The following is a 15,213-nucleotide window of genomic DNA, read 5'->3' on the forward strand; positions in this document are numbered from 1 at the left end:
AGGAGGGGACGAACATGAATCTGAGCATCCGGTTAAAAGTATTTATCGGCTTCGTGACGTTCATCATTCTCCCCATTCTCGTGATCGGCTCGATCGGCTCTTATTTATTCCAGCATGTGCTTCAACAAAAATACGCCGAGCAGTCCCGGCTCGTCGTGACCTCTATTGCCCGCAATATCGCCGCTGTCTTCAAGGAAGCCACCTACTATTCCGATAATTGGATGCTGTCCCCGCCCGTTCAGGATGTGCTGAACATGCCGCCGGGGTCCCGGGACTCGTCCAACATCTCCTTCATCCTGAATCAAACGTTTCTGACTTATGCGCCGCTTGACTCTGTGACGATCTATACCATGGAGGGCGAGGGATTCAGCCGGTCCAAGGTCAATTTCTCACCCGTCCCCTTTAGTCAGCTGAGGGGGCATCCTGTTTTCGCCGATGTACTTGCCGGCAACGGTACAGCCCGCTGGGTTGCTCCTTACGAGGCTCCCGAGCTGACCGGGGCGAATTCGTATTTCACCCAGATAAGGATGGTGAACGATCTGGTTCGTCTGGAGCAGATCGGCTATGTGTACTTGCAGTACCAGTTCCTGGAGCTGGAAAATATATTCGGCTTCTACTCGCGTCAGAGCGGGATTCCTAATCAGTTTCTCCTGGTGGACGGGGACGGACTGATCGTGTACGACAGCATGAAGACATACGGAGGAGCTTCGTTGTCTAGGCTGATCCGCGAGCCGATCGACCTGCGGCAGGACGACAGCGGCCGCAGGGTCGAGTTCGACCGTCATGCGAGTCTGGTGTCCGTGCAGCCGCTGAATATGAGAGACCTCGGGATTACGGACTGGACGCTCGTCTCGGTCGTACCCTGGTCTTATCTGACTAGCGATACCTTCACCATCATCCGTTGGGCCGGGCTGATCACGGCGGGCGTGCTGTTGTCGGTCTTCGTGTTCAATATGATGTTCGTCACGCGGTATACCCGCTTCATCCTGCGCTTCTCCAAGGCAATGAGCAAGGTGGAGCTGGGCGACCTGAGCGTCCGCGTTCACTCCGAGCTGCGAGATGAGACGACAACGCTGACCCGGGGCTTCAACAGCCTCGTCGGCAAGGTCGGCGAGCTGATCGACGAGGTCAAGCTGGAGCAAGCCCGCAAGAACAAGGCCGAGCTGCTGCTGCTTCAGGCACAGATCAAGCCGCATTTCCTGTTCAATACGCTGGAGTCGATCAATGCGCTGGCGATGCAGAATAAGGGTGACAAGGTGAGCCAGCTCGTATACCGGCTCGGTTCGATCCTGCGTATCGGCTTCCAGGAGGGCGAGGAGATCACGCTGGGCATGGAGATCGGTTACCTGCAGAATTACATCGAAATCCAGAAGATCCGCTTTGGCCAGCGCTTCGAATATGCCATCGACATGCCCAAGGAGCTGGAGCGGATTCCCATTCTGAAGTTCACGCTCCAGCCGCTGGTGGAGAACAGCATCCAGCACGGCTTCGATGCGATCGACCATACGGGGATGATCCAGATCCGTGTCGAGGAGCGCGAGCGGGATGTGGCACTGTGGGTCATCGACAACGGCTCCGGTATTCCGCCTGAGGTGCTGCAGCGGCTCAGCTACCGCAAGTCGGAGCCGATACCGGGGCAAAGAACCCCGTCACCCGAGGAGGCGGCCCGGGTTGGCTTGGGTATTCAAAATGTCGCGGACCGGCTGCGCATTCATTACGGGACGCGCTACGGGATGTGGGTCTGCAGCGAACCGGGCCGGGGCACCGTCATTCAATGTATCATCCCAAAACTGACAACAGGTGATGCCTATGTTACTGAGAGCATTGATTGTTGATGATGAGCCGCTGATCGTCGAAAATCTGCAGAATGTTATCCCTTGGAGCGCGTATCAGATCACGGTGGTCGGCACCGCGGATAACGGAGCGGCAGCGCTTGAGCTGACCCAGCAGCTGCAGCCGGACCTGATCCTCTGCGACATCCGAATGCCGCGGATGGATGGTCTGACCTTCCTCGAGCAGCTTCACTGTCTCGGGATGGACTGCAGCGTCATCATGCTGACGGGCTTTCAAGAATTCGACTACGCCCGTCGTGCCGTCAAGTTCGGGGCGAAGGATTTCGTGCTGAAGCCGATCAACTACGAGGAGCTGAAGAGCGTCGTTACCCGGGTCGCGGAACAGATCCGGGAGAGGAAGCAGGAGCATCGGCAGCAGGAGGAGAAGTGGAAGCACTACTCCCATGTCGTCTACGAGAAGCTGATGAACGACGTCCTGATGGATTACACGAAGGTCTTCATGCAGCCGCTGCTGCCGGGGGACGAAGCGGCGGACGACCAGCCGGCCTATGTGCTGCTGCTTGCCGATCTGGACCGGTACGCCTATCTGTCACGAAGTTGGAGCGAGAACGAACGCAAGCTGTACAACTTTGCCGTCCGCAATGTGCTGCAGGTCGCGCTGCTGACCTTTGGCCTTGAATACAACGTGCTGCAGACCCGCGAGGGCGAGTGGTGCGTGCTCATCCGTATGACTGGTGACACCGTTCTGAGGGAGGGCAGTGCGGCTGAGTGGGCGCAGGAGCTGATCGGGGCCGTCGCACAAAATGTAAAGGTGACGGTCAGCCTGGCGGTATGTCCCGAGCTCGTGCCCGTCTCCAGTCTGGCCGGCACATACAAGAAGCTGCAGCGGGAGCTGCACTTCAAGAGCGGGAGTGAGCAGGTGCTCGTGCTGGACGGAGAGGTGCGGGCAGACCACTTCAACCCGTCCGTCTGGGCGCTGGCGGAGGAACTGGTCACCGGGGTGAAGCTCTATGACCGTTCCCGTCTGGAGCGTGCCTACGAGCTGCTGGCCCGCGAGCTGCGCGCGATCTCCGAGCATTCGCTGACAAAGGCGAACCAGATTCTCCACTTCCTGATCCTGCATATCCTGCGCGAGCTCAAGGAGATTCAGCGGGTGACGGAGGCGGAGGAGGACAAGGTGTGGTCCGGCCTTGATCATTGTCTCAGCGCCAAGGATCTAATGGATACGCTGGAGCATCTGATCGAGCAAGGACTGGCGGATTCCGGCAGCCGCCGGTCGGGCAAGGAAGTGATCTCGATGGCGGAGGCTTATATCCGCAAGCATCTGGGCGGTGAGCTCGGGATCGAGGAGGTGGCCGACCATCTGGGGCTGAGCAGCAGCCACTTCAGCGTCCTCTTCAAGCAGCATGCGGGAGTAACCTTCCTGGAACATGTCACCCGGCTGCGTATCGACTGGGCCAAGTCGCTGCTCGCCGGGAGCGAGCACAGCATCACTCGCGTCAGCAATATGGTCGGCTATATGGACCGCCGTTACTTCAATAAAGTGTTTACCCGCCTCGAGAGCATGTCGCCCGCCGAATATCGGGAGAAGGTTTCCGGCCTGCTCGCTCATCGCGCGGCCGGACAATCGTAAAGAAACGGCCGGGACCCGCTCTCTTTCAAAAGAGCGTCAGTCCCGGCCGTTTTTCGCCTGCCGGCGGATGGTGAATTTGTCTTGCCGTCCAATCGGCCGATCGTTACTTACGCCGCCGCATACCTTCCTCGCGCTCCCACTTGCGCAGATGCGGGTACGGATCGAAGGACCAATCCGTCAGCCCATTGTCGCGGTACAGCCCGTAGTGCAGATGCGGTGGGAACTTGCCGCTGGTGCCGGGCTTGCCGTAGCCAGAGCTGCCTACCCAGCCGATCACTTGACCGGGCTTCACGACTGTGCCCTGGGCGACCTCCTTCTTGTTGAAGCCGGACAGGTGGGCGTAGTAGTGGTACACGTTGTTCAGATCGCGTATCCCGATGCGCCAGCCCCCATAAGGATTCCAACCCATGACTTCGACAATCCCGTAGGTAGCGCTGCGGACGGGCACGCCGTGGCCGGCGAAAATATCGGTGCCTTCGTGAATCCGGTATCCGCCCCAACCACGACTGGCGCCCCAGGTGCTGCGATAGGAGTAATCGGAACGGAGCGGGAGTACGAAGCAATGCTCGTGCAGATCCAGCGTATCGGAGGCTGCGTAGATCTGAGCAAATTGCTGGATTCGATCCACGCTGCGCGTGTTCTGATAATAGTCCCAAAGGGCAATCCTCAGATCCTCCTGAGCACTTCCGCGCTGTTGCAGGTAATGGGCCATAGTGTACAGCCGGTCCACATCGTTCGCGCGGTCGGCCAGCCCGTCACCTGATCCGTCCTGTCCCAGTCCGCCGAAGAAAGCGATGCTGGTTAAGCTACGGTCCTCGTGATCGGGATTCATAATGCCGCCCCATTGCAGATCCGTGAAGAAAATGGCGACCAGACCGTCGGGGGCCGGTCTTTTCTTGGCCAGATTGATTGTACGCTCATACTGATCGATGGCGGCCAGTATGTACCAGGGAAGGCCGGTGAGCGCGCTGACCTTGTCGAACAGATCCTTCCGTTCGGCGAATACCGCCTTTATGTTCGCAGGCGGCTTCGGCTTGACTGGAGCTTGGCCGCCTGAAGGCGCTGCTGCCGCGCTGGCACCGGACGGGGCCGCTCCGGCCAGCATGCCGGTCAGCAGTGCGCCGCAAAGCCAGGTGGCGATAGGTTTTGTAAGGGGGAATACCATGAATAGCCTCCTCCTGCCGCTTGATGCGAGTCTTTCGCATAATTAAGTATGGTTAGCTTGTGCGAACGAATGGCTTTTTATCCCGGGACAAGTTTGATATGATGCTGGGAAAGGGGAGGAATGTAATCATGGCGTTTGACCACCGCGAAGAACATGTGGATACAGGAATGCTGATCATTCAGGCTAATCTCGATGATATGAATCCCGAGCTGACTTCTTATATTACCGACAAGCTGCTGGAGGCGGGAGCTAATGACGTGTACTGGATTCCCATCATTATGAAAAAAGGCCGGCCTGGTGTGATGCTGAACGTGCTGGCTGACGAGGGAAAAGCCGGGGAGCTAGAAGAGGTGATCTTCTCAGAAACGACAACCTTCGGGCTTCGCTATGTGCGGGCGGATTGTCATCGGCTGGGCAGGGAATTTATTCTGATTGAGACACGCTGGGGAGCGATTCATGTGAAGGCAGCCTTCCACATCGGAAGAATGGTGCAGTTCGCACCTGAGTTTAAGGAATGCGAGCAGGCGGCGAAGAAGCATCAGGTGCCGCTCAAGCAAGTCTATGACGAGGTGCGGAGGCTGTTTCTGGAGCGCCGAGGCGAGTGAGAGTCAGGCTGCTTGACAATAGCTATCGTGTGTAATACCATGAAAACATTATAACTGAGGAGTGAGATTGTGTCGGCGGTAGTTCTTAACTAATCAAATTCCATATTTGAAGTTTTCAATAGTCCTAGAGACCAATTGCTGTAAAAAGCATGGTTTGTTTTGATACGGACATTTTGAGACCTTCGGAATTAGTTAAGAACAGCGGATCATAATCGAAGCCTTAGTGCTGCCTATTATTATGCACCCCCAATCCGTGCTGTGTTCAGCTCGGATTTTTTTGTTTTTTCGGTGCTTATTTAGGCAATGTCCAAAAAGGGCAGGGATGACGTTTGTTCATTCCTGCCCTTTTTGTATTTTTCAGAAGGGAAGTGAGATTGTGTCGGTGGCAAATGAGATTGTGTATGCAGCTAAAAGTGTGAATATATACCATAAACTAATAGGAGGACTACCTTGAAAACCTATATCGAACAAGCAAGTCAGAATATCCGTCTGCAAGAAGGGACGCAGGTCATCGAACAATTACTCCTCGAGTGCTACCTAAAACCGGGGATTTCCACGAAAGAGCTGGCACGTAAAACGCTGCTGCCGACTCCTGTAGCTGCTGCTATCAAACGGGAACTCATAAAAGCGGGAGCGCTTGTACAGGATCGCGGCGTCCGCTGCACGGCCGAAGGATTCGCATGGATCGAGCGGGAATGGGGATACCGCGGGCTCGATCATTTCCTTTATCACGATCTGTTAGATGAAACAAAATGGACCGAGGGTCTCAAGGATATGTTGGTTATTCTGGAGGAGATTTTTGCGCTGCGGCCGTCCGTAGATGTTCAGATTGATCAATCCAAATGTACGCCGGAAACAAGCCTGCGCAGGGCTATCCTTTGTTTGAAGCAGCATGCGTTGATTGGAAAGAAAATATTATGCGTCGGCGATGATGACCTGGTGAGCGTGTCCATAGGTCTGCTGCTACAGCGGTTGTTTTCGGATCGCGGGCATACCGCTACGCAGGTGGATGTTCTGGATATGGACGAACGATTTTTAAATTATATTGAAACGATTGCGAAGGAGTGGGGACTGCAGATTCAGGGCCACCGGTTGGATCTAAGGGAGCCTCTGCCGGAAAGCCTACATGGGAAATATGATTGTTTTTTTACGGATCCGCCCTATACGCTTCAGGGAATGAGTTTATTCGTGTCGCGCGGCTTACAAGCGCTGAAAAGGGAGAAGGGGCTGCCTATTTTCCTGTCCTTTGCCCATAAACCACCGGCGGTTATGCTTGCCATGCAGCGGGAATTTGTACGCATGGGGCTGACGGTCAGTGCGAATTTCCCACAATTCAACGCCTACGAAGGCGCGGAAATGATTGCGAACCGAAGCCAGATGTTTATTTTACGGACAACGGATCAGTCGAAGCCTGAATATCCGGAGAAATTTACGGACGCCTTGTATACAGGTGAAGTGAAACAAACCCTGCGCACCTACCGTTGTAAGCAATGCTCAAGAGATGTGCAAGTCGGCATCCATGGAGAGCTTGCAACCATCGAACAGCTTAAGAATGAAGGGTGTTCGGGCTGCGGCCATGATACGTTTGAGATGGTTGCCAAAAAACTAGACTTCAAAGAAGGGGATAACCCGAGTGATCATAAGGCAGATTGAAAATCGTGATTTGACTCAAGTAGCGAAATGGGAGCGAGAAATTTCCGTGATTTCCTTTGGCGAAGAAGCGATAACAGACTTGGATTTTCATTTGCACAAGCTGGAGAAGGCCATGATCCGAGAACGGTCTGGCATGCTGGTCTTGGACATGAACGGTTTTGCCGCGGGATGGATGTGGATGGAGATCAGGGTGAATTCCGTTATACAGGAGACTTACATGCGGTTCAAGAGCTTTTACGTGAGCAAGCCTTTTCGCGGTACGGCAAGCGTAGATAAGCTATTTGAAGCGGGGATGTCCTATGCCAAGCAACAAGAAGCCCAGAGAATCGTGGGACATGTTCATTTTGACAATCAGCCGATGCGCGCCCTGTATCAGAGACATGGCTTCATGCCGACTCATCTAACGATGGAATATAGCGATCACGGAGCCGTAGGAGAGAATAAACGTGATGAGCTGTTTGACGGGAAACCTTGATGATTGATGGTATTCTCCCCTTACGGTAGACAGTAAAAAGAGTTCATGGTGACATGAATTCAAATACTGTCTACCGGAGGGGAGTTTTTTATGCCACCCCAAAAAGGATAACATATTCGGTCCGCTTAACCCTTTATACCGCTAAAAGTAATGCCGCTAATAAACGTTTTCTGCAGAAAAAAGAACAGGACAATGACGGGTAATGTCATCAAGGTGGATACGGCCATCAGCTGGCCCCATTCCGTACCTTTTTGACTTTGGAACTGCTGCAAGCCGAGTGAAACCGTATAGGTGGGCTCATTCGTTAAATAGAGCAAGGGGCCAATGAAATCGGTCCAGCTTCCCATAAATTGAAACAAGGCCACAGCTAAAACGGCAGACTTCGCTAACGGAAACATGATCTGTAAATAAATGCGGAATTCACTGGCGCCGTCGATGCGGGCAGCTTCGCGAAGGGCATCGGGCAGTCCGAGAAAAAATTGTCTCAGTAAGAAAATGTAAAACGGTACGCCAAAAAATTGGGGAACAATGAGCGGGAGAGAGGTCCCTACCCAGCCTAATTTCGTAAATAGAAGGAAGAGAGGGATCATGGTCACTTGTCCGGGAATCATCATAACAGCGAGGGTGGCGAAGAACATCGCACCACGACCGCGCCACTCCAGCTTGGCAAAACTGTAGGCAACCAAAGGACAGGATATGACTACACCGATGGTACTAACGATTGTAATAATCGCCGTATTTTTCAAATAGGTCCAGAAAGGGATATAGTCTACCGCACGGGCATAGTTGCTCCACATAAAAGGACGCGGAATCCACTCCGGGGGAAAGGTGAAGATTTGTGTGAGCGGTTTAAGAGAAGTGGAGACCAGCCATATAAACGGAATAATGAAAAAAAATGAAGCCATGATTAAACATACATGAGCTAAAGTCCGATTCACTTTTTTAATAGCTAGAGGATTCATTTCCGTACGGCCTCCTTTATTTCCCTTGATAATGAACCCAGCGTTTCGACGTGATGAAAATCAACGCAGTTAATGCCATAACAATAATGAATAAGATCCATGCCATGGCGGAAGCATAGCCCATTTTGAAATATTTGAATCCGTTCTCATATAAATACATGACGTAAAAAGTCATTGAATTCGCAGGGGTTCCTTGACCTTTGGTCATCGTGTAAGGGAGCGTGAACTGTTGAAATGCACCGATCATCCCCATGACCAGATTGTAGAAAATAACAGGAGTGAGCAAAGGCAGCGTAACTGCTTTCGTTTTCTGAAACCAGCTGGCCCCATCGATTTCCGCTGCTTCGTAATACTCATCCGGTATGTCCCCTAATCCCGCTAAATAGATAACGACTGCATGACCGATACCCCAAAGCGACATCAGGATAAGCGAGGGCTTGGACCATGATTCCCCCCCGAGCCAAGGAGGACCGTCGATACCGATACTCGCTAGCATGCCATTCACCAATCCGAAGTTTGGATGCAGCAGCCACATCCACAAAACGGCCAAAGCCACCTGCGGTACAAGGGTCGGTAAGAAGAAGATCGTCCTGTATACAGCCATACCCTTGATTTTCATATTTAACATCATAGCTAACACCACACCGAAACAGATACTTAAGGGAACAAAAAATACGGCAAAATAGACGGTGTTGTAAATGGATTTCCAAAACAAAGGATCATTAAATAGATCCTTATAGTTATTTAATCCGACAAATTCACCAGGCTGCAGAATGCTGTAAGTGGTAAAGCTGAAATAAATGGAAGCAAACATGGGAATAGCATAAAAGCAAGTGAGACCCAGAGCCCATGGTGAGGCAAAGATCCACCCTATTACGTTTGTTTGGCGAAATGACTTTTGTTTTCTTACTGTTGTACGGTCTAATGCATGCACAGAATCAGATGAATTTACCATAAACATCCTCCTTCCAAATCCCTACACGAATAGGCAAGGAGAGAGAAAGACTCTCCCTGCCAGCGGCGTGTTCTATTTGCTGTATTTTTCCAACGCTTTGTTTACGGTCTCTGTCGCTTTATCTAGATTTTCTTTGGGGGTACCGCTGCCGCGCGTGGCTTTTTCCGTTGCGGAAGCCAATTCATTCCAGAGCAGCTGTCCTTCAGGGATAACCGGACGGTTGTGTGAGTTAGGAAGAATATTAACGAATTCCTTCATAATGGGATCATCCTTGTAACCGAACTTGGCGTTAACCGAATCGATAACCGACATGCCCGAATTCTCATTCAGCAAATATTGCCCTTCCTCTTTACCCACGAACTCAAGAAGCTTCCAGGCGGGTTCTATGTTCTTAGCTCCTTTAGGGATAATTAAGGACATGCCGCCGGACCATGTTGTAAAATTAGCTCCTGTAGGCGTCGGTATCGGTGTAACGCCATAATTCAGATCCGGTTTAAATTTCTTGATGCCTGCTACCGTCCAATTCCCGCTAATTTTCATACTGATTTGGCCGGTAATGAATGGATCCATTTCATCTACACCTGCAGCGCTTGTAAATCCAGCAATGTCCTCAACATTATATTTTTTGCCAAAGTCGGTCATCCACTGGAGAGCTTCAACGACTTTAGGATCATTGGCCGTGATCTTGCCAGTTGCTTTGTCCTGGAAATCCCCTCCGAACGACCAGCCCCAGCCATATAGCCAGCCTTGGGAGTACCACGGTATAAACCCTATCCTCTTGAAGCGTTTGCCTTCCTTGATGGTCAGCTTTTGGGAGGCTGTTTCAAGATCGGTAGTCGTCTTGGGCGCATTGTTCGGATCAAGCCCTACTTCTTTGAAGTGATCCTTATTGTAAAAGAGCAAGCGAGAGTCCGTACCTAACGGAATCGCATATAGTTTGCCTTTATAACTGGACTCATCCCAAGCAAACGGATAGTACGAATCCTTATTAATGCCAGCTGCTGCAGCCATTGCCGATAAATCAGTCAATGAATCCTGCGCTGCCCAAGAGCCAACCTTAAATCGGTCGAAATAGGCAATGTCCGGAGGATTGCCGCCTGCGACCGCAGTAAGCAGCTTCTGGTCGGCGCCCTCGCTGGATTCTGTGTACACCAGCTTGATTTTGATCGTAGGATTTTTATCTTCAAATGCTTTCACGACTCTATTCATGTTGTCCAAGTCAATTGAGGTGAGGCTGTGCCACATCGTGACCGTGGAAACACCGCCTTGTCCGCCCTTAGCGTCTGAGTCTGTCTTGGATGAAGGATTAGTAGTGCCGCCTGTTGTTGGAGTCGACGAGCAAGCGGTTGCAAGAATGGAAATCGTAAGAACGGATACCAGTGTCGGAAATGCAAGTTTATTGGATTTTCCCATGCACGAAATCCCCCTTAGGATAGGTTTTGTTACTTCCACTTCATTTCCAGTTAAACCCAGACCACCTCCTATTGAGGATCAAATGTGCGTGAGCTCAAAAAAATTGAACTCATACGCGATACTTGTATACGTTTACATTTTTGCTGATTCTGGTTTGTGAGATGCATCTTGACGGTAGAACGGAGGATGAAGAGCAACATGAATTCGAGGCATCGTTGATGTGTTTTGAGTAAGTACAGCCCAACTTCATTAGGATGGTATGTCTGTATATACTAAATATATTAATATTAACCAATATAATATGTCTACTTCAATTTCACGACATGAAAGGATGACCGTGTACGGAAAAATGGAAAAATGAAAAAGCATAGGGTATTTGTCCCATGCTATCTTGACTGCTGTTCAGTTACCGGCGTTACGGCTATGTTCTCATGATCATCCGATGTTCGATAATCCTCTGTTCGGGGACGGCTTCTCCGATTAACTGTGAGACGAGCAGGTCAACCGCTTCTTCGCCCATTCGTTTCTCATCTTGTTGAATATGCGTGAATAGCGGCTTCCCGAGGTAGTCGTTGAGAGAGTCGAAGCAAACGATGTCGTATTCATCCAACGATTTGTCCAACGAATCGATGGCCTGAGCCAACATGGTCGCAACCAGAAATTCTGAAGCGACAAATGCTTTTACATCAGGATATTGCTCTAAAAAGCGCCGAAGTGTATTTTTGTCGTCGTCGATTGCTGTACCGTGTAGGTTAATGGGGAGAATCCCCTTTAAATTCGTCAAGCAATAGTCCTGGTTCAGCTTTAATCCCTCTTGCGTAAAGGCTAACGTATACCCCAAAAGCCTTTCCTCAAAGGTTGACGTATTCTCCTCAGGAGGAGATACATAGGCGATTTTATCGTGGCCTCTCCCAATCAAATAAAGCGTAAGATCCTTAGCGGCTTTCTTATTGTCCGTGTACACGGAGCAAACCGGAATTCCTTTCAGGTATCTGTCAACCAAGACAACGGGAAACTTGTCCAAGACGAGACGAAGCAGCTCTGCGTTATAATGTTCGCCATGGATGGGCGTCACGATTAAGCCCTTGATACCAAGGCTGACAAACAGTTGAATAGCGCGTTTTTCTTCTTCCTTGCTCCCGCCGGTACGCTTGATGATCAGATCGCAATTGTGCTCAGCACTCCGCTTTTCCATGGCACGAAGCAGCCGCAAGCCGAATTCGTCGGAAAAATTCGAAATAATAAACCCGATTAGCGGTCTTTTTCTTTCGTCGGTTACCAGACTTGTGCTTTCCTCCGAATGTTTCTTTGGCTCCAAGCCGCCTGCAAGATTCGCCACAAACGATCCTTTCCCCTGAATACGCTTGATGACTCCTGATTCCGCCAGCTTCTCCAGCGCTTTTTTTGAAGTGATCCGGCTTACGCCGAACGCTTCGGCCAGTTCTTTTTCAGAAGATACGCGGTCACCCGCCTTCAATTTTCCCTCTTTAATCTCACGAATAACATGCATATAAAGTTGTTCATATAAATGGACTTCCATCTGATCCACCCTAACATTATGTTATTAATATACTAAGTATATCATTTCGTGAATGGTAAATAATCTTAACATTCGGACCTGAGTGTCGTCGTCACTCAGGTCCGTTCCAGAGGTCAGTTTTCTATAAACTGCAGCTCTGTTTTCACGCTGCGTCCCGAACGTTGTCACTGCCTTCGGAATCCGCCCAGGACTTTTCGCATTCGGAAGCGATGAAAAAAGCAGCGCCAGCGCGCTTAACTGCCCCGGTCGGGGAGGTTCAAGACGCGCCGGCGCTGCCACCTGGATGCTAGTATTCGACCTTCTGAACGGAGGTGCGCCATGCCTGGAAGGGCTGCGGACTGTCGGGCGGATAAATCTGTTTCGTTACAATGGAGCGCTCCTCCATCGGCAGGGCGATCTGCTCATAAATAAAATGATCGTCGAAGCCGATTTCCGCGGCTTCATGCTGGGTGCAGGCATAGTACACGGCATCGGGTCTGGCCCAGTAGATGGCCCCGATACACATCGGGCAAGGCTCGCAGCTCGTATAGATCACGCAGCCGTCGAGCTGGAAGCTCCCGAGATGCTTGCAGGCATCTCGTATCGCCTGCACCTCCGCATGAGCGGTCGGATCACAAGCCGCCGTCACTTCATTGCTGCCTCTGCCGATAATTTGCCCGTCCTTCACGACAATGGCCCCGAATGGGCCTCCGTGACCCGAGATCACATTGTCATAAGCCAAACGAATCGCCGCATTCATGAACTGTTCATGACTCATCCGTTTTCCCCCGCTTCGCTATGTTACCGATAGTTAAACCCATGCTTCGCTTTATTCGTTCAAAATGAAGTCTTAACAGCTTATGACGATGGCTGAGCCGCCGTTCAGGCGTCCAGGTGCATTAATGCTTCCCGTGGCGCTGCTCGCATTCATGGCTATGCAGCTCATGATCCGGGTCGTGGCTCAGCTTGATAGCCGGACCCTCGTGCCCGTGGCCATCGTGGTCTGACGAATGCTTGTGGCCGTGATGATGGTCTTCATGCTCATGCCCGTGATGATGATGGTCATGGTCATGAGTATGGCTGTGCTCATGGTGGTCATGACTGTGACTATGCGAATATCCGTGTCCGTGGTGATCATGATTGTGATCGTGTGCATGGCCATGATGATGCTCATGCTCGTGACTATGCTCATGCTCGTGGTCGTGACTATGCGAATGCCCGTGTTCATGATGGTGATGGTGCTCGTCATGATGGTGATGGTGCTCGTCATGATGGTGATGGTGGTGAGTATGAGCATGCTGCAGTTCCTCGTGATGCACCTGCCATTTATTCATAAACGGATCGGCTTTCCCGACTACGGCCCGCAGCACATTGGGCTGATTCGGCAGGTCACGCGTACCGGCACCGTAACCGATCGATTCGACGATCATCGGAGGAAGTCCCTTTGCAAATTCTTCAACAAGTCCGGCGATGATGCCAGCTCCGGTCGGAGTGGTCATTTCCATCGAGTATGTAGTCGTCGCGATCGGCAGTCCGCGCATCATTTCCAGCGTAGCCGGGGCCGGAACCGGATAGATGCCGTGATCGCAGTGAACCGTGCCGGACCCGAGAGGAACGGCTGACGATAGTACCTTCTCAATATCGAGGGAATCGATCGCAAGCGCTACGCCGATGACATCAACGATCGAATCGATCGCGCCCACTTCGTGAAAATGAACCCGTTCGATGGGAATATCATGGATTTTGGCTTCGGCCACGGCAATTTTCTCGAAAATGGACAGGCTGAGCTTGACGACACGCTCGTTGAAGCCTGCGCCTTCAATAATGCTGACGATTTCGGAATAATGCCGGTGATGCTGGGGAGGCTTGCTCGGATCAAGCAGCACGTCTGCCTTTAACGAGGAGATGCCCTTCTTATTCACGCGTTTCCACTCCAGGCTGAAAGGCTCGATCTGGATTTTGCGCAGTTCTTCTTCGATGTATCCGCGGTCTGCGCCCGCATCGACCAGTGCGGCCAACGTCATGTCCCCGCTGATACCGGAAAAGCAGTCCAAATATAAGATTTTCATCGCTCATCCCTCTTTGTCTGATTCTTGACGATCAAAGCTGCATTGTATCCGGCACCGAAGCCATTATCGATATTGACGACCGAAATGCCAGGCGCACAGGCATTGAGCATGGCCAGAAGCGCGGCCACTCCCTGGAAGCTGGCTCCGTAGCCAACGCTAGTCGGCACGGCGATGATCGGTACGGACACCAGACCGCCGATCACGCTGACAAGCGCACCCTCCATACCGGCCGCGACGACGATCGCATCTGCCTGGCGGATTAGCGGAAGCCGGCGGAACAGACGGTGAATACCGGCAACGCCTACATCGTAGATACGCTCGACGCGGCTGCCGAGATACTCGGCGGTAATCGCCGCTTCTTCGGCGACCGGAACGTCGGAGGTACCCGCGCAGACTACGGCAATAAATCCGCCTGCCGGTGTGCTGTTATCTCCCGGAGAATCCGTCTGCCTGTTCCACACTAGCGCACGGGCATCCGCATGATACACGGCACCTGGCAGCTGCTCTAGCAGGGTGACGGCCTTGTCTCCGCTAACCCGCGTAGCGAGCGCGCGGCCGTTATGTTGAACCAGCCGTTCCATGATGGCTGCGACCTGCTCGGCAGTCTTTCCCTCACCGTATACGATCTCGGGAAAGCCTGTCCGGTCTGCGCGGCGCACATCGAGCTGGGCGTAGATTAGCGAATCGTCGATATCCGTGCTGGAGACGGATACGGCTGTCGTCTGCGGAACGACTTCGTAGGGCAGCAGCGGCACAGCCGCGGAGACCGTCCCGCTCTCCGTTTCGAGAACGTCGCGGGTTTTGACGCTTGAGGCAGCACGCTCTTCCTCGAGCAGCCGTTTGGCTTCTGCAACATCCAAGTCACCGGACTGAACCAGCTTGAGAATATGATCCACGTTCATCATCCGACAAGTCCTCCCTAAATTTCAAACACTTCTCCGTTAGTTTAGCATATTTCCATATCGAGTGAA

General features: G+C 52.1%; 13 protein-coding genes. 5 read left to right on the forward strand and 8 right to left on the reverse strand.

The genetic code is table 11. From position 1 onward, the window contains the following. Positions 1-14: 14 nt before the first annotated feature. Positions 15-1,835 carry a cache domain-containing sensor histidine kinase gene (locus WMW72_RS16940; protein WP_341416701.1) on the forward strand — a complete coding sequence of 607 codons (1,821 nt, stop codon included), beginning with the start codon at positions 15-17 and terminating at the stop codon, positions 1,833-1,835. Beyond that, the gene (locus tag WMW72_RS16945) at positions 1,810-3,426 is read left to right on the forward strand and encodes a response regulator (protein WP_341416702.1); all 1,617 of its coding nucleotides are present in this window, start codon (positions 1,810-1,812) and stop codon (positions 3,424-3,426) included. Before WMW72_RS16940 ends, WMW72_RS16945 begins: the two co-directional genes overlap by 26 nt. 103 nt (positions 3,427-3,529) lie before the next feature. Here WMW72_RS16945 and WMW72_RS16950 read toward each other — a convergent pair whose 3' ends face one another. After that, the gene (locus WMW72_RS16950; RefSeq protein WP_341416703.1) at positions 3,530-4,591 is read right to left on the reverse strand and encodes a M23 family metallopeptidase; all 1,062 of its coding nucleotides are present in this window, start codon (positions 4,589-4,591) and stop codon (positions 3,530-3,532) included. Between the two features lie 128 nt (positions 4,592-4,719). On the opposite strand from WMW72_RS16950, the gene larC2 reads away from it, so the two are divergent. The 3 genes from larC2 (at position 4,720) to WMW72_RS16965 (ending at position 7,324) form a co-directional block, all read left to right on the forward strand. After that, a complete protein-coding gene (gene larC2 / locus WMW72_RS16955; protein WP_341416704.1) occupies positions 4,720-5,196 on the forward strand; it encodes a nickel pincer cofactor biosynthesis protein LarC2 in 477 nt (158 codons plus the stop codon). Positions 5,197-5,646: 450 nt separating this feature from the next. After that, positions 5,647-6,849: a bis-aminopropyl spermidine synthase family protein gene (locus WMW72_RS16960; RefSeq protein ID WP_341416705.1), complete on the forward strand. Its 1,203-nt coding sequence runs from the start codon at positions 5,647-5,649 to the stop codon at positions 6,847-6,849. Beyond that, positions 6,830-7,324 (forward strand): GNAT family N-acetyltransferase, encoded by a 495-nt coding sequence (locus tag WMW72_RS16965; RefSeq protein ID WP_341416706.1) that lies wholly within the window; start codon positions 6,830-6,832, stop codon positions 7,322-7,324. The genes WMW72_RS16960 and WMW72_RS16965 overlap by 20 nt, the downstream gene beginning before the upstream one ends. 125 nt (positions 7,325-7,449) lie before the next feature. Here the strand turns inward: WMW72_RS16965 and WMW72_RS16970 are convergent, their stop codons facing one another. The 7 genes from WMW72_RS16970 to larB all read right to left on the reverse strand — a co-directional run bounded on the left by WMW72_RS16970 (position 7,450) and on the right by larB (position 15,147). Further along, a complete protein-coding gene (locus WMW72_RS16970) occupies positions 7,450-8,286 on the reverse strand; it encodes a carbohydrate ABC transporter permease (RefSeq protein ID WP_341416707.1) in 837 nt (278 codons plus the stop codon). A 16-nt stretch (positions 8,287-8,302) separates the two neighbouring features. Then, positions 8,303-9,241, reverse strand: a complete 939-nt coding sequence (locus WMW72_RS16975; protein ID WP_341416708.1) for a carbohydrate ABC transporter permease — start codon at positions 9,239-9,241, stop codon at positions 8,303-8,305. A 72-nt stretch (positions 9,242-9,313) separates the two neighbouring features. After that, positions 9,314-10,654, reverse strand: a complete 1,341-nt coding sequence (locus WMW72_RS16980) for an ABC transporter substrate-binding protein (RefSeq protein WP_341416709.1) — start codon at positions 10,652-10,654, stop codon at positions 9,314-9,316. A gap of 421 nt (positions 10,655-11,075) precedes the next feature. After that, on the reverse strand, positions 11,076-12,194 hold the full coding sequence (locus tag WMW72_RS16985; protein ID WP_341416769.1) for a GntR family transcriptional regulator: 1,119 nt from the start codon (positions 12,192-12,194) through the stop codon (positions 11,076-11,078). Positions 12,195-12,480: 286 nt separating this feature from the next. Beyond that, positions 12,481-12,951: a nucleoside deaminase gene (locus WMW72_RS16990; RefSeq protein WP_341416710.1), complete on the reverse strand. Its 471-nt coding sequence runs from the start codon at positions 12,949-12,951 to the stop codon at positions 12,481-12,483. Between the two features lie 121 nt (positions 12,952-13,072). Then, complete coding sequence (larC, locus tag WMW72_RS16995) at positions 13,073-14,242, reverse strand: nickel pincer cofactor biosynthesis protein LarC (protein WP_341416711.1); 1,170 nt, start codon at positions 14,240-14,242, stop codon at positions 13,073-13,075. Beyond that, entirely contained in the window at positions 14,239-15,147 is a 909-nt protein-coding gene (gene larB, locus WMW72_RS17000) for a nickel pincer cofactor biosynthesis protein LarB (RefSeq protein ID WP_341416712.1), read from the reverse strand. Before larB ends, larC begins: the two co-directional genes overlap by 4 nt. Positions 15,148-15,213 lie beyond the last annotated feature (66 nt).

This window comes from Paenibacillus filicis (genome assembly GCF_038070315.1).
In the GTDB taxonomy this organism is placed as follows: Bacteria; Bacillota; Bacilli; order Paenibacillales; family NBRC-103111; genus Paenibacillus_G; species Paenibacillus_G filicis.